The sequence below is a fragment of the Vibrio sp. 1562 genome, from assembly GCF_033340155.1.
Taxonomy (GTDB): Bacteria; Pseudomonadota; Gammaproteobacteria; order Enterobacterales; family Vibrionaceae; genus Vibrio; species Vibrio alginolyticus.
Map to the genome: position 1 here is coordinate 207,883 of NZ_JAWOVY010000002.1, position 25,114 is coordinate 232,996.

At 45.1% G+C, this 25,114-nt stretch carries 27 protein-coding genes; 15 read left to right on the plus strand and 12 right to left on the minus strand.

Annotated features, from left to right (window positions below):
- The first annotated feature begins 108 nt into the window (after positions 1-108).
- Positions 109-1,008: a GyrI-like domain-containing protein gene (locus R7Z49_RS02675; RefSeq protein ID WP_054578596.1), complete on the plus strand. Its 900-nt coding sequence runs from the start codon at positions 109-111 to the stop codon at positions 1,006-1,008.
- A gap of 298 nt (positions 1,009-1,306) precedes the next feature.
- Complete coding sequence (locus R7Z49_RS02680; protein ID WP_054578595.1) at positions 1,307-2,404, plus strand: YdcF family protein; 1,098 nt, start codon at positions 1,307-1,309, stop codon at positions 2,402-2,404.
- A gap of 53 nt (positions 2,405-2,457) precedes the next feature.
- On the opposite strand, the gene R7Z49_RS02685 is transcribed toward R7Z49_RS02680, so the two are convergent.
- From R7Z49_RS02685 to R7Z49_RS02695, 3 genes are all read right to left on the minus strand, one after another.
- Positions 2,458-2,793, minus strand: coding sequence for a type II toxin-antitoxin system RelE/ParE family toxin (locus R7Z49_RS02685; protein WP_020195558.1), 336 nt, complete (start codon positions 2,791-2,793; stop codon positions 2,458-2,460).
- Between the two features lie 13 nt (positions 2,794-2,806).
- Entirely contained in the window at positions 2,807-3,049 is a 243-nt protein-coding gene (locus tag R7Z49_RS02690; protein ID WP_005383516.1) for a type II toxin-antitoxin system Phd/YefM family antitoxin, read from the minus strand.
- Positions 3,050-3,313: 264 nt separating this feature from the next.
- On the minus strand, positions 3,314-3,736 hold the full coding sequence (locus R7Z49_RS02695; RefSeq protein WP_005374640.1) for an organic hydroperoxide resistance protein: 423 nt from the start codon (positions 3,734-3,736) through the stop codon (positions 3,314-3,316).
- 137 nt (positions 3,737-3,873) lie between these two features.
- Between R7Z49_RS02695 and R7Z49_RS02700 the strand changes: the two genes are divergently transcribed.
- From R7Z49_RS02700 to R7Z49_RS02715, 4 genes are all read left to right on the plus strand, one after another.
- Positions 3,874-4,332: a MarR family winged helix-turn-helix transcriptional regulator gene (locus R7Z49_RS02700; protein ID WP_005383518.1), complete on the plus strand. Its 459-nt coding sequence runs from the start codon at positions 3,874-3,876 to the stop codon at positions 4,330-4,332.
- Positions 4,333-4,637: 305 nt separating this feature from the next.
- Positions 4,638-5,195 carry an alkyl hydroperoxide reductase subunit C gene (gene ahpC / locus R7Z49_RS02705; protein ID WP_005374632.1) on the plus strand — a complete coding sequence of 186 codons (558 nt, stop codon included), beginning with the start codon at positions 4,638-4,640 and terminating at the stop codon, positions 5,193-5,195.
- A 171-nt stretch (positions 5,196-5,366) separates the two neighbouring features.
- Positions 5,367-6,935, plus strand: a complete 1,569-nt coding sequence (ahpF, locus tag R7Z49_RS02710; protein ID WP_132936217.1) for an alkyl hydroperoxide reductase subunit F — start codon at positions 5,367-5,369, stop codon at positions 6,933-6,935.
- Positions 6,936-8,170: 1,235 nt separating this feature from the next.
- A complete protein-coding gene (locus R7Z49_RS02715) occupies positions 8,171-8,590 on the plus strand; it encodes a VOC family protein (RefSeq protein WP_132936215.1) in 420 nt (139 codons plus the stop codon).
- A 79-nt stretch (positions 8,591-8,669) separates the two neighbouring features.
- Here R7Z49_RS02715 and R7Z49_RS02720 read toward each other — a convergent pair whose 3' ends face one another.
- Entirely contained in the window at positions 8,670-9,209 is a 540-nt protein-coding gene (locus R7Z49_RS02720; RefSeq protein WP_005398264.1) for a CAP domain-containing protein, read from the minus strand.
- Positions 9,210-9,336: 127 nt separating this feature from the next.
- On the minus strand, positions 9,337-10,293 hold the full coding sequence (locus tag R7Z49_RS02725; RefSeq protein WP_017820076.1) for a LysR family transcriptional regulator: 957 nt from the start codon (positions 10,291-10,293) through the stop codon (positions 9,337-9,339).
- Between the two features lie 126 nt (positions 10,294-10,419).
- Here R7Z49_RS02725 and R7Z49_RS02730 point away from each other — a divergent pair, with 126 nt between their 5' ends.
- The 3 genes from R7Z49_RS02730 (at position 10,420) to R7Z49_RS02740 (ending at position 12,619) form a co-directional block, all read left to right on the plus strand.
- Complete coding sequence (locus tag R7Z49_RS02730; protein ID WP_132936213.1) at positions 10,420-11,106, plus strand: DJ-1/PfpI family protein; 687 nt, start codon at positions 10,420-10,422, stop codon at positions 11,104-11,106.
- Between the two features lie 120 nt (positions 11,107-11,226).
- Complete coding sequence (locus R7Z49_RS02735; RefSeq protein WP_255209459.1) at positions 11,227-11,757, plus strand: sigma-70 family RNA polymerase sigma factor; 531 nt, start codon at positions 11,227-11,229, stop codon at positions 11,755-11,757.
- Between the two features lie 166 nt (positions 11,758-11,923).
- Entirely contained in the window at positions 11,924-12,619 is a 696-nt protein-coding gene (locus tag R7Z49_RS02740; protein WP_005383527.1) for a VC0807 family protein, read from the plus strand.
- A gap of 73 nt (positions 12,620-12,692) precedes the next feature.
- On the opposite strand, the gene R7Z49_RS02745 is transcribed toward R7Z49_RS02740, so the two are convergent.
- A complete protein-coding gene (locus R7Z49_RS02745; protein WP_054576540.1) occupies positions 12,693-13,685 on the minus strand; it encodes a zinc-dependent alcohol dehydrogenase family protein in 993 nt (330 codons plus the stop codon).
- A gap of 88 nt (positions 13,686-13,773) precedes the next feature.
- Positions 13,774-14,589 (minus strand): AraC family transcriptional regulator, encoded by an 816-nt coding sequence (locus R7Z49_RS02750; protein ID WP_054575376.1) that lies wholly within the window; start codon positions 14,587-14,589, stop codon positions 13,774-13,776.
- A 111-nt stretch (positions 14,590-14,700) separates the two neighbouring features.
- Between R7Z49_RS02750 and R7Z49_RS02755 the strand changes: the two genes are divergently transcribed.
- Positions 14,701-15,405 carry an MOSC domain-containing protein gene (locus R7Z49_RS02755; protein WP_025768698.1) on the plus strand — a complete coding sequence of 235 codons (705 nt, stop codon included), beginning with the start codon at positions 14,701-14,703 and terminating at the stop codon, positions 15,403-15,405.
- Between the two features lie 55 nt (positions 15,406-15,460).
- Here the strand turns inward: R7Z49_RS02755 and R7Z49_RS02760 are convergent, their stop codons facing one another.
- Positions 15,461-16,699 (minus strand): DEAD/DEAH box helicase, encoded by a 1,239-nt coding sequence (locus R7Z49_RS02760; protein WP_132936212.1) that lies wholly within the window; start codon positions 16,697-16,699, stop codon positions 15,461-15,463.
- Between the two features lie 264 nt (positions 16,700-16,963).
- On the minus strand, positions 16,964-17,965 hold the full coding sequence (locus R7Z49_RS02765; protein WP_005383547.1) for an arginine deiminase-related protein: 1,002 nt from the start codon (positions 17,963-17,965) through the stop codon (positions 16,964-16,966).
- Positions 17,966-18,369: 404 nt separating this feature from the next.
- Between R7Z49_RS02765 and R7Z49_RS02770 the strand changes: the two genes are divergently transcribed.
- Positions 18,370-20,220, plus strand: a complete 1,851-nt coding sequence (locus R7Z49_RS02770) for an ABC transporter ATP-binding protein (RefSeq protein WP_258490019.1) — start codon at positions 18,370-18,372, stop codon at positions 20,218-20,220.
- Between the two features lie 591 nt (positions 20,221-20,811).
- On the plus strand, positions 20,812-21,519 hold the full coding sequence (locus tag R7Z49_RS02775; protein ID WP_005374596.1) for a DUF445 domain-containing protein: 708 nt from the start codon (positions 20,812-20,814) through the stop codon (positions 21,517-21,519).
- A gap of 103 nt (positions 21,520-21,622) precedes the next feature.
- On the opposite strand, the gene R7Z49_RS02780 is transcribed toward R7Z49_RS02775, so the two are convergent.
- Both R7Z49_RS02780 and R7Z49_RS02785 read right to left on the minus strand, forming a co-directional pair.
- Positions 21,623-22,099, minus strand: a complete 477-nt coding sequence (locus tag R7Z49_RS02780; RefSeq protein ID WP_005374595.1) for an Lrp/AsnC family transcriptional regulator — start codon at positions 22,097-22,099, stop codon at positions 21,623-21,625.
- A 292-nt stretch (positions 22,100-22,391) separates the two neighbouring features.
- The gene (locus R7Z49_RS02785; protein ID WP_005374593.1) at positions 22,392-22,640 is read right to left on the minus strand and encodes a hypothetical protein; all 249 of its coding nucleotides are present in this window, start codon (positions 22,638-22,640) and stop codon (positions 22,392-22,394) included.
- 358 nt (positions 22,641-22,998) lie between these two features.
- Here R7Z49_RS02785 and R7Z49_RS02790 point away from each other — a divergent pair, with 358 nt between their 5' ends.
- Both R7Z49_RS02790 and R7Z49_RS02795 read left to right on the plus strand, forming a co-directional pair.
- Positions 22,999-23,532 carry a GNAT family N-acetyltransferase gene (locus tag R7Z49_RS02790; RefSeq protein ID WP_318111307.1) on the plus strand — a complete coding sequence of 178 codons (534 nt, stop codon included), beginning with the start codon at positions 22,999-23,001 and terminating at the stop codon, positions 23,530-23,532.
- An 18-nt stretch (positions 23,533-23,550) separates the two neighbouring features.
- A complete protein-coding gene (locus R7Z49_RS02795) occupies positions 23,551-23,985 on the plus strand; it encodes a hypothetical protein (RefSeq protein ID WP_186585570.1) in 435 nt (144 codons plus the stop codon).
- Positions 23,986-24,076: 91 nt separating this feature from the next.
- On the opposite strand, the gene R7Z49_RS02800 is transcribed toward R7Z49_RS02795, so the two are convergent.
- A complete protein-coding gene (locus R7Z49_RS02800) occupies positions 24,077-24,316 on the minus strand; it encodes an RNA recognition motif domain-containing protein (RefSeq protein WP_005374587.1) in 240 nt (79 codons plus the stop codon).
- A 148-nt stretch (positions 24,317-24,464) separates the two neighbouring features.
- On the opposite strand from R7Z49_RS02800, the gene R7Z49_RS02805 reads away from it, so the two are divergent.
- The gene (locus R7Z49_RS02805) at positions 24,465-24,998 is read left to right on the plus strand and encodes a GNAT family N-acetyltransferase (protein WP_053350135.1); all 534 of its coding nucleotides are present in this window, start codon (positions 24,465-24,467) and stop codon (positions 24,996-24,998) included.
- The last annotated feature ends 116 nt before the right edge of the window (positions 24,999-25,114 follow it).

The window sequence follows — 25,114 nt, forward strand, 5'->3', positions numbered from 1 at the left end:
GACGCTCATCTCGCCACGCATTTCTCACGCTGCTCCCTTGCAAGCTTGTTGGATTGCGGTAGGCTTTGAGCAGAGAAAACAAGCTGAACAGAACAAGGAAATCCCCCGATGCGCGTCGACTACCACAAACGACTGGTTCCTGTGATTCGTTATTTAGAACAACACTTTAATGAACCACTCAATCTGCCAGAAGTGGCCGCGCTGGCGAACCTTTCTCCTTATCACTTTCATCGCACCTTCAAAGCCGTGCAAGGCGAGACATTAGCTGATTTCATTCGACGTTTGCGTCTAGAAGCCGCCGCCGATGACTTATTCAAATCCAAGCAACCGGTATTAAACATTGCCCTAGAGTACGGATTTTCTAGCTCACAGAGCTTAGCCAAAGCCTTCAAACAACATTATGGCGTTACACCTACGGCCTTTCGCGACTGCGAAAACTACCAGCAGTTTTCTGAATTAGCACGAAACAGCAAGATTGGACACACGTTGCGCAAGAATGGAAACGAAGTAACACCAAGCGATTCATATACTGGCTCTGAACTCACCAAATGGAGCATGACAATGGAAACGCAAAACTTTGAAAAAGCAAAACTGGCTTACATTCGCGTAAACGGCCCTTACGGCCAAGGCTATGAGGAGCCATCAGGTCGCTTGTATCAATGGGCAGGAATGAAAGGTTTGGCAGACAATACCTGCATCTTCATCTACCATGACAATCCAGAAATCACGCCAGACGAGAAGTGTCGCACTGATATCTGCTTGATGGTGCCAGAAGATACGGAAGTTCCAAAAGGCATTGAGCTGCAAGACTTCCCCGGTGGTCAATATGCGGTGATGCGCCAGCACATTACTGACCCGAGCCAATACTCAAAAGCATGGGATGATGTCATGAGCAAGGTAATTGAATCCGGTATTGAGAACGACGACCGTCCTTGCTTTGAGCTTTACCACAGCTTTGACCCACAAACGCACCATGCAGACGTTAGCTTCTGCACTGCCATCAAATAAACCAAAAGCCTGCATCGTTGCAGGCTTTTTCATTTCTTACTCTGGTTGCTTAAATTCGTTCTTCCAAACGCTGTTTATCTTTTAATCCAATTACTTAGAACACGAACGAATACCTCAATATTTTCGTGATCCTACTTCGCGTTTTGACCACGCGCGTTCATTCGCTCGGCTGAGTTGGGATTCATTTCACAGATTATTCATGAAGCGAACCTAGACTGAAAAAATTCTATCGACCCCGTTCGACCTACAACGCTAGGCACAATAAAAACTAGGTACTACAGCACCTCTAGGACATTCCATGAAGAAGAACTTACTTGCCATTGCTCTTGGTAGCGTGATTGCGCTGACTGCTGCCCCATACTCTATCGCGGCTAACGATGCTGCCGTCCAATCTTCCGCCGATTACTCACAGATCGTCACCAAACGTCAGGTTGTCGACCAACTTCTCAACGACGCGGTACAGGCATTCAAATCCCCTGCGCGTATCTCGCATGCGGGTTTTACCGCCAAAATGCCGAGCAACATGGAGATTGTTACCGACCGCTTACTAGAGGCCTACAAACTTGAGCCGTACCGCACTGACCTGCTGATTTCTGCGGCAAATGCGCAGATCTACAACAAGAATGCAGACCGCGCGATTGAACTGTTCGAACAAGCCCTTTCGGTCGCACCAGACGATGTGGATTTGCACGCTTACTTAGCGGTATGGCAACGCTTTGAGGGCAACCAAGCGGAATCAGCGAAACACATGGCGACGCTCACGAAGCTCAATGCAGGTAAAGCGGCAGACATCCAACGCATCTTCGACACCGTAGACCGCGTACTTGCAACGCCACTAAAAGAGAAAGCCGACAAAGGCAAACTGGATGACAAAGGCGCAATCGTCACGTTGGGATACGCGCTAAACCCAGATGGTTCGATGCATCAAATCTTGGTTGAGCGTTTGGAAACCACGCTAGCCATGGCGAAAGCAAACCCTGACGCGTTGATCGTATTGACGGGTGGCGTACCGAAGAACCACAAAACGGAAGGCAAGTTAATGGCAGATTGGCTGATTGAAAAAGGCATCAGCAAAGATCGCATCATTGAAGAAAACTACGCCACCAGCACGGTAGGTAACGCCCTATTCAGCAGCTACGCATTGGCGCGTCATAACATCAAACACGCGACCATCATAAGCTCAGCGAGCCACGTGCGCCGTGGTCAAACATTGTTTAAAATCGCAAGCTGGCAAACTGGCCCGCAAGGCATCACTTTCGACACCGTAAGCTACCCAGACAAGCCACTGAAAGACTTAGCCAAAGCCAGCGATGGCGAATTGCTTGGTATCTACCGCGATGCACTGCGTACTTACGGCATGTGGAGCTACCGCTCTTACCCGCTCGAGTCGCGTTAATACACCAGAGCCAGAAAGCAAAAGAGACCGCGTTAATGCGGTCTCTCATAGAATCATTTGAACATGATGCAGTGGTCAATCAATGCGTTTTGTAGGTTTTGTTTGTCGCTCAGAATCACTAGAGCATAGATAGTATTTTTGTCACCAATTCGGTAAAGCAGCTTGAATCCATCAAAGCTGAATTGCCGGATGTCGTAAACACCGATGGTTGTCAGTTCATAACAAGGCGGATAGATAGACGGGTTATTCAAAACGTTGTGTTCAAACCTCTGCTGAACCGCAATTAATCTATCAATCACATCGTTGCGAGCGCTCCAGTTCGATAAATAGTTAATACTCTGAATAGCCGTATTTTCAAAGGTTTGTGTATAGAGAACTTTTGCTTCCATGCTCGTATCAAACTCAATCTTTGAGTGCTGCTAACGTGCTCTTCATATCTTCTGATGACTTTACACGTTCATTCGCAACATCATTTTGAGCAAAGCTAACAAACTTCATTAAAGCAATGGCTTCATCACGCTTCTGACGTTCTTCATAAGACTCAACGACATAAATAGGCTTACCATTTTGCGTAATCGTCATTGGCTCATCCAGTTCAAGCTTCGCAGCATTCTTTTTTAGATAACTTACCGTTTCAGTGCTCATCACATGACTCCTATCGGCAACCCCGCTGGTGTAACAACAAGCGAAACCAGCCGAGCTATACTGCAGGTTTGACCGAAATATTTGAATCAATAGAAAGTGCTAATCACATTCTATTTTTCGTTTAGATTTTGACCTAATCTTGCCAACTATACCTGTGCATTTCGAACAAACCAAATTAAGTTTAAATTTAGACTCCTACTTCAAATATAGAAAAAGCCTGCGTACTTGCAGGCTTTCTTGTCTTTGTGCAGTGATAAGAACCGCTTAAATTGCTTCGCCGTTTACCGTTACTGCCACATCAATGTTGCCACGAACTGCGTTTGAGTATGGGCAAACTTGGTGTGCAATGCGCGTTAGCTCTAGCGCTTGTTCTTGTGGCATGTCTAGCTCTACCGCTAGGCTCACTGTTAGTGCAAAGCCACCGTTATCGTTCGGACCAATGCCTACTTCCGCTGTTACGGGTGCACTTTTCAGGTTTACTTTACCTTCACGTGCTACGTGCAAAATCGCGTTAGAAAAACACGCTGAATAACCCGCAGCAAAAAGCTGTTCTGGGTTAGTTGCTGCGCCTGTGCCGCCCATTTCCTTCGGGTATGACAGCTCTAGATCGAGAAGACCGTCATCAGTTTTTACTTGACCATTACGACCAGCCAAAGCGGTAGCTTGAGTTTTGTATAGAGTAGTCATGCGAGTGTCCTTCTTCATTTAAGTTGTGCGCAATTTAATTGCTTGCAATCTTATATCGAAGTAAAGATGGTTTGCAACTATATTGTGCACAATTTATTTTATAACTCTCTTTCTCTGTAAGCAGGTAGGCAACGCCAATGAGCCAGTGTTACACCGACAACACCATGACCGACGACGATAAACTCTTACTCGAAAACCAAGTTTGCTTCCCGCTCTACAGCGCAGCAAATGCGGTGATCCGAGCTTACCGCCCGTTGCTGGACGAGCTTGATCTGACTTATTCGCAGTACTTAGTGATGATGGTGCTGTGGGAAAAAGACGGTGCCAGCGTAAAAGAATTGGGGTCTCAACTGCATTTGGACTCAGGCACACTCACGCCACTACTTAAACGCTTAGAAGCAAAAGGCTATGTAGAGCGTGGGCGCAGTGAAACCGATGAACGCGTTCGCGTACTCAACCTAACAGAACAAGGTCGTGACCTTAAAGAACAAGCTAAGTCTGTGCCAAACGCCATGATGTGCAAAATCACCTTAGAGCTGGATGAAATGATCATGCTGAAGAAGCTATGTGGCAAAGTGCTCGACAATCTGAGCTAACAAAATAGAAGCATTCGCTTCCCCACTTCCTATTAGAAAGAGCCTGCCGAGATGCAGGCTCTTTCGATCTTATTCAGATCATCCACTTAAGGTCCTCATCAGTATTCTCTATTGTTACTCTGCCTTCATCTTCAATAAAACCTATCAATGCAAACCCACTTACATCGGATTTCCCTATCAAGTGAAATAGGAAATGGCTATCAATAGGATAGTTACAAGCGATTTTCCTTAAACACACTCCGATGAGAATATACTTTCCGAAAGCAACAACAGCTCAGCTTAAAACATTCAAAGGAAAGTAAATTATGATTAATACTCAAATCAAACCATTTGCAGCTACAGCGTACAAAAACGGTGAATTCGTTGAAGTAACAGAACAAGACGTTCTAGGTAAATGGGCAGTATTCTTCTTCTACCCAGCAGACTTTACGTTTGTATGTCCAACAGAACTGGGCGACCTAGCAGACCACTACGAAGAGCTACAAAAACGTGGCGTAGAAGTTTACTCAGTATCAACTGACACACACTTCACTCACAAAGCATGGCACGACAGCTCAGACACAATCGGTAAGATTCAGTACTACATGCTTGGCGACCAAACAGGCAACATCACAAACAACTTCGGTGTGATGCGTGAAGGTCAAGGTCTTGCAGACCGTGCAACGTTCCTAATCGACCCAGAAGGTACTATCCAAGCAATGGAAATCACTGCTGAAGGTATCGGTCGTGACGCAGAAGACCTACTACGCAAAGTGAAAGCAGCTCAATACGTAGCAGCGCACCCAGGCGAAGTTTGCCCAGCTAAATGGAAAGAAGGTGAAGAGACACTAGCTCCATCACTAGACCTAGTTGGCAAAATCTAAGCCACTGAAATTTAAGTTCTAATCAGTTCCGATTTCCTTTTTCTGATTAGAACTGAATTAGAGAGCACTTCAGGTTAGATACCTTGACGACCTTCTGCCTGATTTGCTCTCTCCCCTTCAGGTTTTATCTACAGTAACCACTTTTTAGTTTTAATTAAGGTAGTAACAACTATGTTAGACCAAGCGATCCAACAACAACTCAAACAATATCTGGCTAATGTAAAAGAAGAAGTTCGTTTAGTGGTTAGTCTAGATGAAAGCAAAGCATCGAATGACATTTTGTCTCTAGCGAACCAAATCGCAGAGATGAGCGACCTAATCACCGTTGAACGTGACGACAACGCAAGCGCACGTAAACCAGTGATGGCGGTAACTAACCCAGCAAAAGGCACAGCACTACGCTTTGCAGGCTTGCCAATGGGTCACGAATTTACCTCTCTAGTATTGGCACTGCTTCACTCTGGCGGTCACCCAATCAAACTAGAACCGGAAGTGATTGAGCAAATCGCAGCACTAGACAAAGATCTAGACGTAGAAATCTTCATTTCACTGTCGTGTCAAAACTGTCCGGACGTGGTTCAAGCGTTCAACATGATGGCGGCGATCAACTCGAAAGTAAAAGCAACCATGATCGACGGTGGCTTGTTCCAAGATGAAGTGAAACAACGCGACATCATGGCCGTACCAAGTGTATTCGTGAACGGTGAGCTATTCGGTCAAGGTCGTATGTCTCTGACTGAAATCCTAAACAAAGTGGATGACGGCGCGAGCGAGAAAGCGGCGAAAGCACTAAGCGAAAAAGATCCATACGACGTACTTGTTGTCGGCGGTGGTCCTGGTGGTAGCGCAGCTGCTCTATACGCCGCTCGTAAAGGTATTCGTACTGGTGTTGTTGCTAAGCGTTTTGGTGGTCAAGTTATGGACACCATGGCAATCGAGAACTTCATTTCGGTAAAACGCACTGAAGGTCCAAAACTGGCAACTGACCTAGCAGAACACCTAAAAGAATACGATGTAGACGTCGTGACTGAGCAACAAGCTGAGAAGCTAATGGGCGCAGCACACACAGAAGATGGTTTGATTCACATCCAGCTTGAAAGTGGCGCAACGCTGAAAAGTAAGAGTGTCATCCTAAGCCCTGGTGCTCGCTGGCGTGAAATGAACGTTCCGGGTGAGCAAGAGTACCGCAACAAAGGGGTCGCGTACTGCCCACACTGTGACGGTCCACTGTTCAAAGGCAAGAAAACTGCGGTTATCGGTGGTGGTAACTCAGGCATCGAAGCAGCTATCGACCTTGCTGGTATCGTAGAACACGTAACGGTTCTTGAATTCGCAGACGTACTTCGCGCAGACCAAGTACTTATCGACAAAGCGAACTCACTACCAAACGTAGACATCATCACGATGGCGCAAACAACAGAAGTAGTGGGCGACGGTACTCGCGTAACAAGCTTGAAGTACAAAGACCGCAACACAGATGAAATCAAAGAGATTGAACTGTCAGGTATCTTTGTTCAAATCGGCCTAGTACCAAACACAGAGTGGCTAAAAGATTCAGAAGTAGCCCTATCTGAGCGCGGTGAGATTGAAGTCGGTAGCCGTGGCGATACTAGCCTAGAAGGTGTCTTCGCAGCTGGTGACGCAACAACCGTTCCTTACAAACAGATCATCATTGCGATGGGTGAAGGTGCAAAAGCAAGCTTAGGTGCATTTGACTACCTAATCCGTAAGCAAGGTTAATCTCCAATTTCTTGAGCACAAAGCGCACGGTGCTGTGTTTTCTTCCCCGGAAAACCAATCGGGGCACCCTGACAGCGATGAGTAACAAGAAATAAAATCAAAAAACCTAGAAGCCCAAAGACTTTGCCAGCAGGTATTAACTGCTGGCTTTTTTGGTTTTTGGGGAGAGGTGTAAGCAAATCTCTCAGCGCTCCGAGTTCAAACTGGAGGGAATGGCTCTACAATCACGGATAATTCAGTTCACTCCACCAGCATCACAACGCGCTGCGAATAGATTCTGAATACTCGCTTAGGCTCCTTCAGAATGACGCTGTTCGTTTAGCTTTCTCTTCCCGTCATTCCCGCGAACCTAGGTGAGACTGGGAATCTACTCACCGTAAACTCGATCGAAAATGAGTAGCACGAACAAACAAAAGGTGAAACAAGGTTGCAAGCACCTTACCCAACATTCAACCAGCAACCCCACCTAACCTCCCCTTGTATCAAACTCCGAAGCTCTCAACACGCAGAGCTCAAAAGGGAGGAACTGGTTCTGTGCTCGCGGATAATTCAATTCACAACGCAACATAACAACACACTGAAAGTAGATTCTGAATACTCGCATAGGCTCCTTCAGAATGACGCTGTCCGTTTAGCGTTCTCTTCCCGTCATTCCCGCGAACCTAGGTGAGACTCGGAATCTACTCACCGTAAACTCGATCGAAAATGAGTAGCACGAACAAACAAAAGTTGAAACAAGGTTGCAAGCACCTTACCCAACATTCAACCAGCAACCCCACCTAACCTCCCCTTGTATCAAACTCCGAAGCTCTCAACACACAGAGCTCAAAAGGGAGGAACTGGTTCTGTGCTCGCGGATAGTTCAATTCACAACGCAACATAACAACACACTGAAAGTAGATTCTGAATACTCGCTTAGGCTCTTTCAGAATGACGCTCTTCGTTTAGCACTCTCTTTCCGTCATTCCCGCGAACCTAGGTGAGACTGGGAATCTACTCACCACAAACTCGATCGAAAATGCTTAGCAAGAACACGAACAAACAAAAGGTGAAACAAGGTTGCAAGCCCCTAACCCAGCTCTCAGATTCAAAGCACCAAACCCACCGAATCTCTCAATGTATCCAGATCCAAAGATATCAACCCTAAAAAATTTTAAAAAAGCCCTTTACCTCAACTTAACTTGAGGTATTAGCATATTCATCGTTGGCTAGAAAATGACAAAAAGGAGCACATCATGATCCAACTAGAACATATTAACTTAGTCGTGAAAGATATCCCTGAAATGCTGAAGTTTTACCAAACTGCATTTCCACATTGGTACGTGCGTGATGAAGGTAAAGGCGAATGGAGTGGCAAACCAAGAAACTGGCTACATTTTGGCGACGAGTATCAATACATAGCCATGAGTGACCATGGCGAAGAAGAAAACCGCGAGTTGAGCGGGCACCAAGTTGGGCTAGCGCATTTTGCTTATGTGACCAACAACGTCGATGCAATCATCAAAAGACTAACCGATGCAGGTTATCCGATTGCCCAACCTGGTGCTGATGAACCATATCGCAAAAATGTGTATTTTGTTGACCCTGCAGGTTTTGAGATTGAATTTGTTGAATACCTGGCGGATGACCCAAAACTTCGTAACCTGACAAGCTAAAAGAGATGTAAATAATAAAACGCCAGCAGATAGTGACTGCTGGCGTTTTATTTTTTATCTATCGGGCTTCTTTATCGCATTAGCGCTGTTTGGCAAAAACCTGAGTCCAGTAATACCCGTAACGTGCAGAGTGATTTTCGACAAGCGACGCGCCCATCTGATCAAAATCCGCACTCATGATATTAAGGCAGTGACCTTCACTCGATAACCAAGCATTCACGACGGCGTTAATGGTGCTTTGCCCTACGGCGACATTCTCACCAATGGCGCTCCAAGCATAACCCGTTGCGTTAACTCGATCTGACATTTTGCTGCCATCAGAGCCTGTGTGGCTCATGAAATCGCTGTTCGCCATATCGCTTGAATGTCGATAAGCGGCGCTTTCCAAATCGTAGCTCCAAGTCAGGGCCCCAACAGGTGGCATGGTGGTTGCGCCACACTGTTGTGTAGTAGAGCGAGCGCTGTTGACCGCTGCAAGCATCTGCTCGGCAAATGTGCCTTGTGACGATGTGGAACCTGTGTTTTGTGAGCCGCTTTCTGCTGGGGCTGACGACTCCCCATCGCCACCACATGCGCTGAGAAGTAGGGCCAAAGCAGGCACTAAGATCTTAGTTGGCATTGTCTTTCCTTTATGAGTGACGAAGAGCAAACTGCGCTTTTCGATAATAACGCCCAATAAACTAACAAAAACCAATAAAAGCGCCATATAGCTTAGGGGGTTTTAACCAAAGACTCACATGAAGTTTTCAATCGCCTTGGTTCGGTCGATAAATCGGCAACGTTTCAGCCCAAGTATGGAATGGCGTTTCATCCATATCCTGTATTGCTTGAGTGATAAAATCGATGAACACCCTAACTCGTGCAGGCACATATTCCCGGTTGGCATAGAGAAGATACACGCCATTTCCTGCTTGGCGCATGCTCGGAAATATCGGCACTAAACGCCCCGCTTTAAGCCAGTCTCTCGCGATAAAATGAGGGATCTGAGTTAATCCTAAGCCTTCTGCGCAAAGCTCTGCCATGGATTCACCGTCATTTACAATGTAGTTTCTTTCGGGGTCATATTCACTCGCACCGTCTGGTTCTGGCATCCGAATCGGCAACAGTTTCCCCGTTTGTTTAAAACGAAAACGAACCCAAGAATGGTCATTGAATACATCCGGGCCACTCGGAACACCATGGCGCGCTAAGTAATCCTGACTGGCACAAATGATAAAATCGATAGGGCTGAGCTGACGCACAATCAATTGACTATCGTGAACGACACCAGAGCGAATCGACACATCAATACCTTGCTCAATAATATCAACGTAGGCATCATCGTAATGAATATCGATAGTGATGTTAGGGTAGCGGCGACAAAACTCTTTTAATAAAGGACGAATATAGAGGCGACCGTACGAGACTGGCACATTAATCTTAAGCTGCCCTGAAAGCGCATCATTGTGACTTTTTAATGAATCCTCACATGCCGCCAGCTCCTCCAGTACAAACCTAGCAGTATTTGCGTACCTACGACCAGCTTCTGTCAGGCGGCTCTGTCGCGTAGAACGTTGAAAAAGCTGTATACCCAAATCGCTTTCAAGACGATGTATGGCTTTACTCACGGTCGAAGGGTCAGTGCCATACACTTTGGCAGCCGCAGCAAAACTACCGCCATCTAAAGTGGCAATAAAAAATCGTAGGGACCGTATCTTATCCATATAACCAATGAACTCTATTCATGAATTTTATTCACTTTAGTAAAGACAAAGTGGCTCTTCAATCACTAATTAGCCTAAATATAATGAACCTCAATAACTTGATGCTCTGTTAACGAGGAAAAAACCATGGGTAAAAACGGATTGAAGAATGCACTACAACTATTGATAGCGACACTAGTCCTATTCTTTGGGATGCTTCAAACAGCACATGCCGCAGATAAACGAATTGGTATTCTGGTTTACGATGGCGTACTGACCTCTGATGTTACTGCTCCTTTAGAGGTTTTTGGCGTCGCAAGTCGTCTCACTTGGTTTAGTGATTATGACGTGCTCACCATTTCCGTCTCAGATCAGAAAACCATCACCACTGAAGAAGGATTAAAAATTGGTGTGGATGCTTGGATTGGTGATCTGCCGGAACTCGACGTATTGGTTTTAACATCCAGCTATGACATGGATGCACTAATCGAAAATAAAGATCTCATTCACTTTGTTAAAACTACCTCAAAGGCGGCAGATTGGATGGCAAGTAATTGCTCTGGCGCGTATTTGTTAGCCGAAGCTGGCCTTTTAAACGGCAAAAAAGCAACAACTTGGGCCGGAGGTGAAAACGGCTTTCAAAGAGATTACCCAGCAGTCAAAGTACAAGTCGACCAGAATTTTGTCATTGATGATGGCGTTATCACTTCGAACGGTAGCCTAGTTAGCTATCAAGCTGCTCTTAAGCTACTTCACCTTATGACTTCAGAGTCTAAAGCTCAGGAAGTCGCAGATGCCATCCAGTACTCACGCTTTTCCAACCAACCATTTTAAGCGTGTAAGAAAGAAATCAGAGTCACCCTTCGATATTTGGAAGGTTAACTCTTCGAATTTGTCTTCCTAATCGAACAACCCTTTTTATCACTGTAAAAGCGATAAAAAGGGTTGTCGTTCATCTGGCAGACACAACGTGCTCTCCAAACTTTTTATCTTAATGCTATGGAAAAACATAAACGTTACGAAGCACTGACGAAAGATCGATACCAAGAGATTTACCGTCTCGCGTATTGGTTATGCAAAGATCACCACCTTGCTCAAGATTTAGCGCAAGAAACCTTTCTGAAAGCGTGGCGATTCTTTGATAAATTAAATGACCCCAACGCCGCGAAGTCTTGGCTCATTACTATTTTGCGTCGTGAGAATGCTCGGCGCTTTGATAGAAAACAGTACGATTTTGTCGACATTGATGAGTGTGCAATACAGACAAAAACCTACCCTGGCAGTGACTACGACATGGCCCAAGATTGGCTTCAAAAACAAATGATGATTCTCGAACCCAAATACCGAGAGCCGTTGCTCTTGAGCTTAGTGGCTGGGTTGAATCATGATGAAATTGCCCAAGCCTTGAGGCTCAACCACAACACAGTGGCGACTCGATTATTCAGAGCGCGTAATCAGATCATCGCACAGAAGGAGAGTCATTAAGACACAAAAAGTAGTCAATCATGTAAACTAACTGGCTATGCTCCGGTCTATTTCATAAGTCGTTACACAACTCGACGCTTTAACGCTTTACATCAAGCGCGACTAGATGAACACTTCTTGTCAAAGTACAATAACAGCCGACATAGAGTAGAGTCAGTAAAACATTATGAGTAACACGACGGCGAAAAAGCCGAATCCCTTATTTGAAATCCTTTTCAACGTATTTATCCCTTCCTTCATTTTGATGAAGTTTAGTGGCGATGAGCATCTAGGGACAGCAATGGCGCTGGTTGTCGCTTTGCTATTTCCTATCATTTATGGCGGTATGGACCTTGTCCGTAACAAGAAATTTAACTTTATTTCTGCTCTGGGCTTTATCAGTGTTCTACTAACTGGTGGCATCGGCTTGTTAGAGCTTGATACACGCTGGTTAGCACTAAAAGAAGCCCTGATTCCTGGCCTGATCGGTTTAGCGGTTTTGGGTTCAACGTTTACCCGCTACCCGCTGATGCAGAAGTTAGTACTGAATGACACTGTGTTGAACCTCGCGTTGATTAACCAACGTTTAAAAGAAAATGGTAAAACCGATGCGTTCGAACGTTGCCTTATGTCTTCTAACTACCTGTTTGCAAGTACTTTTGCGTTCTCATCTGCAATGAACTACTTCCTTGCGACTTGGATTGTGACTAGCCCTTCTGGTACTGCTGCCTTTAACGAAGAGTTAGGAAAAATGACGCTGTACAGTTACCCAATGATTGCCATCCCAAGTATGTTGATGATGTTCGGTATTTTTTATTACATTTGGCGTCAAGTACGTGCGATGACATCGCTCGAAACAGAGCAAATCTTCCATCTAAAATAGCCCAATCATTACAAGTAAACCCATAAAAAAGGGAGGATTTTATCCTCCCTTTTCTCAACAGGCTCACTGTAATTCACAGCGTCAAAATGATTTTTCCTGACACTGCTGACGAGCGTCGCTCAACCATTTCAATCGCTGTTTGAAAGTCCTCTAACGGCAGATCATATGCAACGTTTAACTTTATGTCGCTGCTAATAAAGTGTTCTAACATTTCAGCAAACACCGTCTTTCTCCCGCCTTTACCTACCGATTCTTCCCAATACCGCAAAAAGAATGTACTAAAGTCGATGTTGTTGGCCTTCATCGATTCAAAAAACTCAGGCGTATAAGGCGTTAACGACAATGTTCCGTAGTTGATGTATTGGCCGTTTTCTTTCAAGGTACGAATGAGATCCGTGCCAGCCTCACCACCTATCGCGTCCAGAGCGACCGTTGGTTGTGGCAGTTGGCGCGTTTGCAGCTGCGCTTGTAGTTCTTTCTTCGCGTCCAACACTGGAATCGTATCGTACGGATACTCGTCTCGCTTTGAGGTCACAGCAATCAGTGCAAAACCCAGTGAATGGGCGAGCTGGGCAAATATCTTACCGATCGCTGACCCAGCTGCATTGATGATCACCACATCGTCTTTGTTCAACTTAGCTACTTTAGTGGTGATCACCCACGCGGTTAACGCGTTGATGTACAACTGACAGGCATAGCCGTTCTCCAAACTCTCAGGTAGTGGAAAAAGATTCTCAGGCGAGGCATCTATATAGTATTGCCAAGTACCACTCATCGCCACCAACACCTTTTGCCCAACTTGAAGGTCAGTTTGACCAACTGCACTGACTTCCACCACACGCCCAACCGCTTCAAATCCCGGCACGCGAGGTGGTACGTGAACGCGGCGGTATTGCCCAACACCATGAATGGAAAGCAAGTCACTTGGGTTAATATTGGTGGCTTCCAGTCGCACCCGAACCTTGCCCTGAGCAAGCGGTTTGAGGGGCTCTTTTTCCAACGACAGCGACGTTTTGGGTTGACCAAAACAGAATTGATTCACTCGAGTATTTATCGTTGGTGCCATTGCTATTCATACCATGTAATTGAAATTCAAGAAGGAAGTTTCGTAACTTCTACTCAAAAGCATTAAGTGAAGTCGAAACTCTGTACTTCTACCTGCGCGATGCGCCGTTCACTCTAAACTGTTGTGGCGTCATATCAAAATAGGCTTTAAATGCTTTGATGTAGGATGAGTCGTTTTGATAACCCACTAGGTCTGCAATGGCTTGGATTGACAACGATTCATCTAACAAAGAAAGCGAGTAAATTAGCCGAATTTGTTGCCGCCAAAGTAGAAATGAAGTGTTGAATTCCTTGGCGAACAGCCGTGATAAAGTACGCTCAGACGCCCCAATTTTCTCCCCCCACTCTTTTAGCGAACAGCTCAACGCTGGCTCGTCAGTCAGTCGCTCGAAAATCAGTTTTAGTCGTCTGTCTTGTGGCAGCAATAACTGAAATGTCTGCACGTTGCGTTTCAAAATTTGATCATGCAGCACCGCCAGCAAATGCAGCACTTCTTCGTGGCTTGTCTCACCTTCACACTGTCTGCGGATCTCTTGTAAAAGCTCATTTAAAAACGACGTTAAAGCAATGGTTCTCACTTGTGGCTCGTACGTTGCGCCAAACTCAGGGTTGAGGTAAATACCAACAAATATCGTGTTGCTTAGAGCAATCGACTCGTGTTGAACACCCGCAGGAACAAATAACGCAGAGGTGTGCGGAACCAAATGCTGATAATGCTCCGTTTGTGTTTGCAATAACCCTTTGATAGGAAAGATGATTTGATGCCAAGTGTGTTGATGCAGCGCATCAATGTAACCTTTTGGCATGTCGATGGTTTTCACCAAAACAGGAGAATGGGGATTCGCGTCCATCATCTTATTGGAGGTGACGACGCCTGACTTCGAATCAATTTGGCGAGTTAGCATTGTTAGTTGTCTTTTCATCCCTACACCGACACAAGTTTACTAGGCTATCATGCTCCGCATCGCGAATGAAGGTAAACACTTTATCTCTCATTCAAATAATAAGGAGGTTACATGAAGAAAATCGGCGTCGTAAAAGCAGTGCTAGCAGGGAAAACCGTCCCTTATGCTCATGGTGCGCAAAGCGCAATCAACAAACAAGTGCTGCCTGAGCGCCAGCATGCAACAGAGCTCGGTTTTATCAGTGATGAGCAAGGTGATCCGCGCTTTCATGGTGGCATTCAAAAAGCGCTTCATATTTACCCAAGCGAACACTACCCAATCTGGCAACAAGAATTAGGCGAAAGACCAATTTTCCAATCCGCCGGCGGCTTTGGCGAAAACATCAGCTCCGAAAGCGTCACCGAATCCACGATTTGCTTGAAAGATAAAATTCGCATCGGCTCAACACTACTGGAAGTGTCGCAAGGTCGCATGCCTTGTTGGAAACTTAACGTACGCTTTGACCAACACGACATGGCGAGAAGACTGCAAGATACGCTTCGAACAGGCTGGTATTTCCGAGTGCTGGAAGAAGGCGATATCGGTGCAGGTGACGAGATTATTCTGTGCGAAAGACCTTATCCAGAATGGCCATTGGCTCGTATCATGGGTGCGGTTTTCACTGGCTGTTTAGATAGAAAAGAACTCACTAAGCTGTCTGAGCTGCCGTTAGTCGAGTCTTGGGGCAAGCTGGTCGAGCGCCGTCTAGAAACTGGTGAAGTCGAAGATTGGGAAATGCGCTTGATTGTCCCAACTGCCGTTAATACTCAAAAGTAAAATTTGTAAGCCATGCTCTGAACCGACTATGCCGTCAAGAGCGTGTTTTTTTGGTTTACTTCGCACTCGGGGCTGGGCGTTTCGACTTACCTTGGAACTGCTTAATGCTCTTCTTAGCATGAGTTCGGCGGTTGGCTTTTTTATCGCGTGGCGCGCGTTTGCTCTCGCCAGTTGATGGCTTATCCGTTACTGGAAAACCAACCAGATCTTGCACTAGCAATGCACGTTGAGTCAGGTGACGAATCGCGTTTAGTGCGTCCATTTCACCATGACAAACCAATGACACCGCCACACCTTGTTGGCCTGCGCGAGCGGTACGTCCTACTCGGTGAACGTAAGTTTCTGCATGCATTGGCAGTTCAAAGTTGATCACTACAGGTAATTGCTCAATGTGAATGCCACGCGCTAGTAGTTCGGTGGCAATCAACACCTGAATTTGCCCAGATTTAAACTGCGCCAGTGCTTCTTCTCGCTCATCTTGACTCTTATTGCCATGCAGCGCATTGGTTGAGATGCCCGCTTTATTCAGCTTCTTCGCTAAGCCATCGGCGTTCTCTTTCGCACCAATAAAGACTAATGCCTGAGCCCACGCGTTTTTTTGAATCAGTTCAATCAATGCCTTGGTTTTACTGCCTTTGTTGACGAGGTACAGCGTTTCAGCAATATCTTGGTTGGTGCTGTTTTCTTGATGCGCTGCAACTTGCTTTGGTGCCTGCATAAGCAGCTTCGCTTTACCCTTCAACTCATCTGAAAACGTTGCCGAGAACATCGCGGTTTGACGCTGATTGAAGGTTTGCATCGAAATCTTTTGTACGTCAGGCCAAAAGCCCATATCCAACAAACGATCCGCTTCATCCAATACTAGATAATGAACATTGCTCAAATCCAGGCCATTGTTTGCTAGGTCAACCAAACGACCTGTCGTCGCGACAAGGATATGAGGATTTGTCGCTAGCGCCTGCTGTTGTTGCTCTTTATCAACGCCGCCACACAAGCACACTGTTTTAATGCCAATAACTTGACCAACTTGGTTAACTGCTTCACTCACTTGCATTGCCAGCTCACGCGTTGGCACAAGAATCAGCGCCTTTTGCTCTGGATTGACACCCAGCTTTTCCAACAAAGGCAAACCATAAGCAAGGGTTTTGCCGCTGCCTGTATTTGCCAAAGCCAATAGATCTTGACCAGCCAACAGCTCAGGAATGGCCAACGCTTGAATATCGGTCGGTTTCTTGAAGTCTTTTGGCAGTGCGTGAATCAGCTCAGAACTCAATGAGAGAGTAGAAAATGGCATTAGCGAAACCTTGTACTTTTGGTTGAAGAAGCAATAAAAACAATGAAGATGCGGTAAAACGCAGGCGCGGACTTTATCACAATCTGCTAGGTGAACCATCCTATTTTAGGCGCTTAAACCAAGCGTCGCCTACGCAAATCGTCAGAAAACTAAAAAGCGCAAAAAAGCCGTTAGTCTGTACTGCCACAGAGCTAACGGCTAAAAACCCTTGAAGAGAACGCTTCATCAGCCTTTCACTGCGGCTGAAAAGAAATGTGCAGTTTATTAAAGCACAGCTTTACGATTCGGTAAGAACACTTCACCCAACATGCAACGAACCGAACCACCACCAATAGATTCTATGGTAGAAACGTCGAATGGCAGCAATTTACCGTGCGTTGCCAATTGGTTTCTTTGTGCTGGTGAAAATGCATCGTACGCCGATTGCGACATCGCAATCACCTTATCGCCGTTGATCGTTTCCAGTTGCAGAATGTTACCGCAGAACTGGTTCATCTGCTCAAGCGAAATTGAGATGACTTGCTTGTCTTTGGCGAGTGACTTCATTACAAAACGACGCTCAAATTCTGGGATCACTTCGTCACAAATCACGCAAAACTGTTCGCCAACCGCCATCATCACATTGGTGTGATAAATCGGCGCACCAGACGGCAAACGAGTTTGGAAAGAAATCACTCGTTCATAGCCAATACGATCGGCGTAATCTTCTAAAACCAGACGATCACAACGTTGTGAGAGTGCGGCGTAGACCGTTTTATTTAGGTGGTCAAACACCATCACACCCGTGCTTTCTAAATACGCTTGCTCATCAAGATATTCAGTTAGACTGCTGCGTCGATGAACTTCTCGCCCAGCTTGCGCTAGTGCTGCCACAAGCGCATCGGGACGTACTTCTTTTTGACGGTTTTCACAGGCCATTGGAAAGGTGTACAACGTGCCATCTGGCGTAGTGCTAAACCAATTGTTTGGAAATACCGCGTCTGGCGTCGCAACATCTGAAGTTGGATAATCAAACTCAACAACTTGAACGCCCTCTTGACGCAGCGTTGCAACCATACTCGCGAACTCGGCCATTACTCGACGTGAGACTTCTTCTTGGCTGAGTGACACTTTATGTTGGAACTCATTATCTTGTGCGGTTTCTTCATTAAAACGAAACTCTTTCGGTGGCACCATCACTACGCAGTTTGCGGTTTGGCGCTGAGCACTTTGCGTGCTTTCTTCTTTCCCATTAGCAAATTGGGTCACTGATTCGTGTAATAGCATCCAATACATTCCTTATCACTAGAATGAGGAGATTGTAAATTTATTGTTAACTTCAGTTTTGCTGTTTTGACAATTAATTTAATTGCACAAAAGTAATTTTTGCTGCATTAAGTTCATTTTTCCTTAAATTTTATTGTCACTTTGCAGGTTTAAGCTTTTATGGCACCACGATGAACATGATAAGAATTCATCATAAGAATCAGAACCATAGACAATCACACTCATAACCAACTAGTTACATTTAAGACACAATCGGTTAGACTATTTTTTCGCCCCTCTCGTCAATCGGTCTGCTTTATCGAGGAGCAGGCAAAAAACTCTCATACACGCGGTTTCGTCCAAAGCAGCGTGAATCGATGGATTTAGCCACCCCAAATGGCACTGTTTTAACTTTAGGATGAGTTATGTTTAAACGATTTGAAGGCTTTACAGAGCCGTTCCCCAAATCTACACCGGATCAGCCTCCTTCAGGGATGTTCGCTTTTCTGCGTTATTACACTCGTGGTTATGAAAAGCCTTTGGTCATCATGTCTTTGATGGCCACAATTGTGGCTGTTGTTGAGGTAATGTTGTTTGGCGCGATGGGACAATTGGTTGATTGGTTGTCTACCAGCAATCCAGAAACGTTCTTACAAGACAACAAATCGGATTTGATTTTCTACGGAGCCTTATTGCTGGTTGTCATGCCTATATTGGTGATCTTGTACTCGTTGCTCGTTCATCAAACGTTATTGGGCAACTACCCAATGTCTATCCGCTGGCTTGCACACCGGTATTTGCTCAATCAAAGCTTGAACTTCTATCAAGATGATTTTGCAGGTCGAGTCGCAACGAAAGTCATGCAAACCTCATTAGCTGTGCGCGAAACCGTAATGAAAGCTATGGATGTATTTGTTTACGTTACGGTTTACTTCACCAGCATGATCATTATGTTAGCGACGGCAGACTGGCGTTTGATGATCCCAATGATCGTCTGGTTACTCGCTTACATCGCTATCCAAATCTATTTTGTCCCTAAGCTCAAAGACGTCGCTTCAGCGCAGGCCGATGCACGTTCGACAATGACAGGGCGCATCGTCGACAGTTATACCAATATTCAAACCGTCAAACTGTTTTCTCATAGCCAGCGCGAAACCCAATATGCCGAGCAAGGCATGAAAGGATTTTTGAATACGGTCTATCGTCAAATGCGCCTAGTGACCGGCTTCGACGTCGCTGTAGAGATCTCAAACTATATTTTGGTGTTTTCCGTTGCTGCTTTATCGATTTACCTGTGGTTGGATAGTGCCATTAGCGTTGGCGCGATTGCGATTGCTGTTAGTCTTGCATTGCGCGTAAACGGTATGTCGATGTGGATAATGTGGGAAGTTGGCGCCCTCTTTGAAAACATGGGAACCGTTGTCGATGGAATGAAAACGCTCTCTAAGCCTATTGATATTAAAGATAAACCAGGTGCAAAAGACTTAGTAGTCACTGAAGGTGGCATTCACTTTGATAACGTCAGCTTCCATTACGGTGAGAACAAAGGCGTAATTAGCCATCTCGATCTCAACATCAAACCAGGAGAGAAAGTAGGCTTGGTTGGGCGCTCCGGCGCCGGAAAATCGACTTTGGTGAACTTGTTACTTCGTTTCCACGATGTCGAAGACGGCAGCATTAAGATCGATGGACAGAACATCTCAGAAGTCACACAAGACTCTTTGCGTTCAAAGATCGGTATGGTGACCCAAGATACTTCTCTGCTACACCGTTCAATTCGAGACAATATTTTGTATGGCAATCCAGATGCGACAGAAGAAGATTTGCTGAAAGCCACTAAGCAAGCGCATGCCCATGAGTTTATCGAAACTCTGACCGACCCATTTGGTAATGCCGGATACGATGCGCAAGTTGGTGAACGTGGTGTAAAACTGTCTGGCGGCCAACGTCAGCGTATCGCAATATCTCGTGTGCTACTCAAAGACGCACCATTGCTGGTACTGGATGAAGCCACATCGGCTCTGGATTCAGAAGTCGAAGCAGCGATTCAGGAAAGCTTGAATGAATTAATGCAAGGGAAAACGGTTATTGCTATCGCTCACCGATTATCGACCATCGCACAAATGGATCGCCTCATCGTGCTAGATAAAGGCAGCATCGTTGAACAAGGTTCTCATCAAGAACTCATTGCGAATAACGGCATTTACGCCCAGCTTTGGGCGCATCAAACTGGCGGATTTATCGCTGAAGAACTAGACAATCAACACGCTTCTTAACGAGTGATAAGCTCAATAAAAACGGCGCTTTAAGCGCCGTTTTTTATTTAAATCCATGGCTAGATGCTCATATAGCCATTGTGGTTTCTCATATATGAAACACTCTCCATGATAAAGCTCACACTTTTTCTGCTAATATACCGCCTCGTTGCGTATCCATTGCAATGAACACAATACAGAGTATTGAGCCGTCTTCATTTGTCATTTCACTTTTTGAGAAACAGCTATACTCAATAGATGGCTTAGTTATTATATTAACAATAAGGTAATTAGCTTATGTGTAAATGTGGTTCAATGCAGATCGTACAACTCAAACCAAGTTGGGCTGACAAGCTATTTGGCTACTCAGAAAGATGGAAATGCCAACTTTGTTGTAAGATCTACCGCATCTAAAATTAAAAATAGAATCTTAGTTTTTCTAAGAAAAAGCAGTGGCCCGACAATGATTGTCGGGTTTTGTTTTTCCGAGCATTCATTTTTTTCCCTTCGCTACAAGACTACTCATCACGGCAAAACCTAGCATCTTAATGTGACTTAGGTATAGAATCAGGCCCACTTATTCTTTCCGATATTCATATATAACTGGTCACTATGAACAAAAGTTTGCTAACGAATGTCCTCGCTATCGCTTTGATGGCTGGAGGTCATCAATTACAAAACGACTATCTTTGGTATGCAGGGCTGTTTGCGTTCTCAGGCGCCATCACCAACTGGCTTGCCATCCATATGCTGTTTGAGAAAGTGCCTGGATTATACGGTTCTGGCGTGATCCCCGCGCGATTTGAAGAGTTTAAACTGGCTATCAAAAACCTGATGATGGAACAGTTTTTTACTGAAGCGAACATTGACCGATTCTTGAATAAAGAAATGGCGGGCGGTGTGAACATCGATCTTCAACCAGTAATTGAGAAAGTAGATTTAAATCCAGCATTTGATTCCCTAGTGGAAGTAATTGAAGGCTCTCAGTTTGGTGGCATGCTAGCGATGTTTGGCGGCTCGGAAGCGCTACAACCCATGCGCCAACCTTTCGTCGAAAAGATGCAAGAATCCATCATTGAGTTGAGCAAGAGCGATAACATCAAAGAAGCACTGAAAGAGCAATTCGAATCTCCTGCAATGATGGATGAGATAAAGCAGAACATTGAAGGTATCATCGATCAACGTTTAAGCGAATTAACACCGGCATTAGTTAAAGAAATGGTGCAAAAGATGATCAAAGAACACCTTGGCTGGCTAGTCGTTTGGGGCGGTGTTTTTGGTGGTTTAATTGGCGTTATCAGTACCTTTATCGGGGCATAATCGCTCACCGATTTATTAAAAAAGGAGCTTCGGCTCCTTTTTTAATCGAGAAAAAGTAATATACCAAGCCACGCTAAATAAGGAGGCTCAACACATGCCTCGCCTAACCAAGGAGCTCGGGATTAACACCAAATCCCGTTTTATGTTCTTCTATGACCACTTCACTACGAGTTTGAATCACGCCCGGAAGCGTGCCTAACTTACTCGACATAAACTCCTGATACGCTTTCATGCTCTTAACACGAACTTTTATCATGGTATCGAAATCTCCAGAGAGCGAGTAGCACTCTTCAATTTCAGGCATCAATTCCACCGCTTTCGCAAACTTTTCAAAAATAGAAAAACTGGTTTGGTCTAAACGAATATGGATGAATACTTGCACATCCAGCCCCAACTTTTCCGCATTCAACTCTGCATGGTAACCATTGATATACCCTTCTTTTTCTAGCCGCTTTACACGGTCAGAACATGGAGAAGTCGTTAAGTTAATCAGCTTTGCTAGTTCTACAACCGGAATTCTGCCTCTCGAATGAAGCACTCTCAAAATATGTAAATCAATCCGGTCCAATTGATAACTCATTAACCCGCTTCCTTGTAACCACTTAGAAAGCATCACATTAATCGTTGCTCAAACAATTGCAAACCATCAAATGCACAGCATGTGAAATTCAGCAGAGAATAACCAGAAAACAACGAAGGAGGGAAAGAGCTATGATTATTGCCGCTCACTTAGTAACCGTGATATGAAGAGAAAAAGCAACCTAGCGGCTCCCGCGGAGTCGCAAATTTGAAAGCGCATGACACGCCTGTATAGATATGTCGTTCGGGCAACACTGCCCTATTTAGCCATTAATCATGGCTATCACTCAGAATTAGAGTGCGGCCGATGTATGCCGTGTAGGATGTGGAACAACCTCTCCAATTGCACGATGATTACAACAACGGCAGTAGTATTGAGGCTCCATCTCGTAATAATGTTCACCTGATACAAATTTCGCCATCAGCTGTGTAAAACTCACCATTTTGCCTGTTAACGAGTCAACAGACTGAGGCTCGCAACGCTTCATAATCACTTTATGTTGCGTTGATTTTCTACAAGCTGCGCAATATATATCCGGCATTTCTCTTCTCCCTACTTTTTCGTCCTACTGACAATTGACATATTTTGTTCAAAATAATTCCACAATTAAAAAGCTCCTTTAATTTTTTGTGCCCTATCTTCAAAAAATTGAACGAAAGTATCAAAAAACTGAGACATTGGTCAGACCTCAACTTTTGTACCATCAATATGAGCAAACGTGCTTATGTGTGTAATAATACGACACATTACACATAAGCAATTGTTCGGGCTTATTATTTAGTAAGGCGCATGACAACTACACGCCTGGCTAGATCGAGCTTTCGAGACGCCTTGTTATCTCGATTTACCCCGCAAACCAGTTGCTAGCAGCTATAGCCGTCTCATCAAGGAAGAAATGCATGACGATACAACCGATTCTCACTACCGAAAGACTCGTCCTCCGGCCATTCAATATCGATGACTGCCAACAAGTGGCTTTACTCGCTGGAGATAAGCGAATTGCCGACATGACAGCAAACATCCCTCATCCTTATGAGCGACCGATGGCGCAAGCATGGATAGATAGGCACGATCCGATGTATCAGCAGCATCAAGGCGTGGCGTACGCTATTACCTTGCGAAACACTGGGGAGTTACTTGGTGCAGTGAGTTTACCGCGTATCGAAGAGGGCTACGGTACATTAGGCTACTGGGTTGGCGTGCCACATTGGGGGAAAGGCTATGCATTCGAGGCCTCCAAAGCCTTACTCGAATTTGCTCGAATGCACTTTGAGTTAAACGGAATAACCGTGATGCATTTGGTGGACAATCAGCGTTCTAAATCGGAGATCCAAAAACTAAATATCCCTTACATCGGTGACAAAACATTGCGCATGCAAGGCAAAGAACGAAAGGTTTGTGTCTACCAACTCACGTTCGTCGCTTCTGAATAAAGTCGAGGAATATGTCGGATGATCATCCATGAAACTTCACAAAATCTGTCCAAGAACAACCCTTTCTTGCTAGGAACTGTATTGTTGTCGCTGTTCTATTTTTCCTACCTAGCAGACAAGATCGTCGAGTTTGGACTCGTAGCACTCACAATAATAGGATTGAAACTGCTCTCAACGTACTTCACGCGCCGCGCGTTCAATCCTAAAACGCTAGATATCGATGCAAGCACCAACACCTTGAAGTACCGCCAGGGCTCAACGGTTTACTTCCGTCTACCTCTTGATGACATTGTCAAAGTCCAAATACAGAAAGAGCTCCTCTCTAGCAAAAGTTTGATGCTCTACACAGTCAACGACGCTTACCAAGTGCCGAATTCAGACAATTTCGATTCTCTACAGTTAAAGGATTTAATGAAACAACTTGAAGAGAGAATTGATGATCAATCTCGCTAAAACGAAAAGAGAAGACATTCTAGAATGTTGCCAATTTGGTCTCTAAATAGAAAGACAAAAAAGCCAGCAATAACGCTGGCTTTTCTCTGTATTAGTCTTGTGCGACTTTCACGCGAATTTTGCTTTTTTCTACGTTCGTCAAATTCAGTGCTTCAAGAGCAGAAATGGCTTCTGCTTCGTCCGGCATGATGACAAAACCGAAGCCTTTCGACAAACCCGTGTCTTGATCAAGCACTAGCGAACACAGTTCTACTTTGCCGTACGCTGAGAATAATTTGCGGATATCTTGCTCGGTCATGTGACGAGCCAAGTTTCTTACTAAAAGTTTCATAATGAACCTAGTTGGTTTGATAACGGTTCGATTCTCTCAGTTTCTCTCTGGCAAACCAAGTGAATAATATGACGGCGTTGACTAGATCATTCTAAGTACATCTGTTTAAATGATTTTCCGTTCATTTTTCACCCATAGGAGAGTCGGCATGGAAACGAAACGTCTCAAACTCATCCCTGCTTGTTTAGAACGAGCCGAAGAGGCGCATCAAGCTGTCGTTCGCAGCCAAAAGACTCTCGAAGTCTATCTGCCGTGGGTGCCTCATGTGCTGACATTAGAAGCGATGATAGAAGGGACAGAGAAAGCCATCGCAAACTTTGAAAACTTCGAAGAAGAGCTGCGTTACTACATCATTGAAAAGGAAAGCGATCGCTTACTGGGTGCGGTCGGCTTGATGATTCGAGATCCCGACGTACCATCCTTTGAGATAGGTTATTGGTTAGATGATGCTGCCGTTGGCAATGGTTATGTTGCCGAGGCTGTGCTCGAAGTTGAGCGCTATGCGTTTGATGACTTGGGTGCCAAGAGAATCGCAATTCATGCTGATAGCACCAACCAAAAGAGCCGGGCTGTAGCCGAGCGCTGTGGTTATGAGTTCGAAGGAGAGCTCAGAAACGAACGTCTTACCACATCGGGAGAGCTGAGTAACACCGTTATTTACGCCAAAATTCGTCGCGACTAACACTCCAATCTAACCGAGCAATGCTAAGCTTTGATCTCAAGCTACCACCATTAACGTTAATTAAGTTTCAGATAAAACAAAGCCCGCTAAAATAGCGGGCTTTGTGTTCATATACG

Coding starts and splice junctions, on each gene's coding strand:
- R7Z49_RS02675 (WP_054578596.1), top strand. CDS start 109: ATGCGCGTCGACTACCACAAACGACTGGTTCCTGTGATTCGTTATTTA.
- R7Z49_RS02680 (WP_054578595.1), top strand. CDS start 1,307: ATGAAGAAGAACTTACTTGCCATTGCTCTTGGTAGCGTGATTGCGCTG.
- R7Z49_RS02685 (WP_020195558.1), bottom strand. CDS start 2,793: ATGGAAGCAAAAGTTCTCTATACACAAACCTTTGAAAATACGGCTATT.
- R7Z49_RS02690 (WP_005383516.1), bottom strand. CDS start 3,049: ATGAGCACTGAAACGGTAAGTTATCTAAAAAAGAATGCTGCGAAGCTT.
- R7Z49_RS02695 (WP_005374640.1), bottom strand. CDS start 3,736: ATGACTACTCTATACAAAACTCAAGCTACCGCTTTGGCTGGTCGTAAT.
- R7Z49_RS02700 (WP_005383518.1), top strand. CDS start 3,874: ATGAGCCAGTGTTACACCGACAACACCATGACCGACGACGATAAACTC.
- ahpC (WP_005374632.1), top strand. CDS start 4,638: ATGATTAATACTCAAATCAAACCATTTGCAGCTACAGCGTACAAAAAC.
- ahpF (WP_132936217.1), top strand. CDS start 5,367: ATGTTAGACCAAGCGATCCAACAACAACTCAAACAATATCTGGCTAAT.
- R7Z49_RS02715 (WP_132936215.1), top strand. CDS start 8,171: ATGATCCAACTAGAACATATTAACTTAGTCGTGAAAGATATCCCTGAA.
- R7Z49_RS02720 (WP_005398264.1), bottom strand. CDS start 9,209: ATGCCAACTAAGATCTTAGTGCCTGCTTTGGCCCTACTTCTCAGCGCA.
- R7Z49_RS02725 (WP_017820076.1), bottom strand. CDS start 10,293: ATGGATAAGATACGGTCCCTACGATTTTTTATTGCCACTTTAGATGGC.
- R7Z49_RS02730 (WP_132936213.1), top strand. CDS start 10,420: ATGGGTAAAAACGGATTGAAGAATGCACTACAACTATTGATAGCGACA.
- R7Z49_RS02740 (WP_005383527.1), top strand. CDS start 11,924: ATGAGTAACACGACGGCGAAAAAGCCGAATCCCTTATTTGAAATCCTT.
- R7Z49_RS02745 (WP_054576540.1), bottom strand. CDS start 13,685: ATGGCACCAACGATAAATACTCGAGTGAATCAATTCTGTTTTGGTCAA.
- R7Z49_RS02750 (WP_054575376.1), bottom strand. CDS start 14,589: ATGCTAACTCGCCAAATTGATTCGAAGTCAGGCGTCGTCACCTCCAAT.
- R7Z49_RS02755 (WP_025768698.1), top strand. CDS start 14,701: ATGAAGAAAATCGGCGTCGTAAAAGCAGTGCTAGCAGGGAAAACCGTC.
- R7Z49_RS02760 (WP_132936212.1), bottom strand. CDS start 16,699: ATGCCATTTTCTACTCTCTCATTGAGTTCTGAGCTGATTCACGCACTG.
- R7Z49_RS02765 (WP_005383547.1), bottom strand. CDS start 17,965: ATGCTATTACACGAATCAGTGACCCAATTTGCTAATGGGAAAGAAGAA.
- R7Z49_RS02770 (WP_258490019.1), top strand. CDS start 18,370: ATGTTTAAACGATTTGAAGGCTTTACAGAGCCGTTCCCCAAATCTACA.
- R7Z49_RS02775 (WP_005374596.1), top strand. CDS start 20,812: ATGAACAAAAGTTTGCTAACGAATGTCCTCGCTATCGCTTTGATGGCT.
- R7Z49_RS02780 (WP_005374595.1), bottom strand. CDS start 22,099: ATGAGTTATCAATTGGACCGGATTGATTTACATATTTTGAGAGTGCTT.
- R7Z49_RS02785 (WP_005374593.1), bottom strand. CDS start 22,640: ATGCCGGATATATATTGCGCAGCTTGTAGAAAATCAACGCAACATAAA.
- R7Z49_RS02790 (WP_318111307.1), top strand. CDS start 22,999: ATGACGATACAACCGATTCTCACTACCGAAAGACTCGTCCTCCGGCCA.
- R7Z49_RS02795 (WP_186585570.1), top strand. CDS start 23,551: ATGATCATCCATGAAACTTCACAAAATCTGTCCAAGAACAACCCTTTC.
- R7Z49_RS02800 (WP_005374587.1), bottom strand. CDS start 24,316: ATGAAACTTTTAGTAAGAAACTTGGCTCGTCACATGACCGAGCAAGAT.
- R7Z49_RS02805 (WP_053350135.1), top strand. CDS start 24,465: ATGGAAACGAAACGTCTCAAACTCATCCCTGCTTGTTTAGAACGAGCC.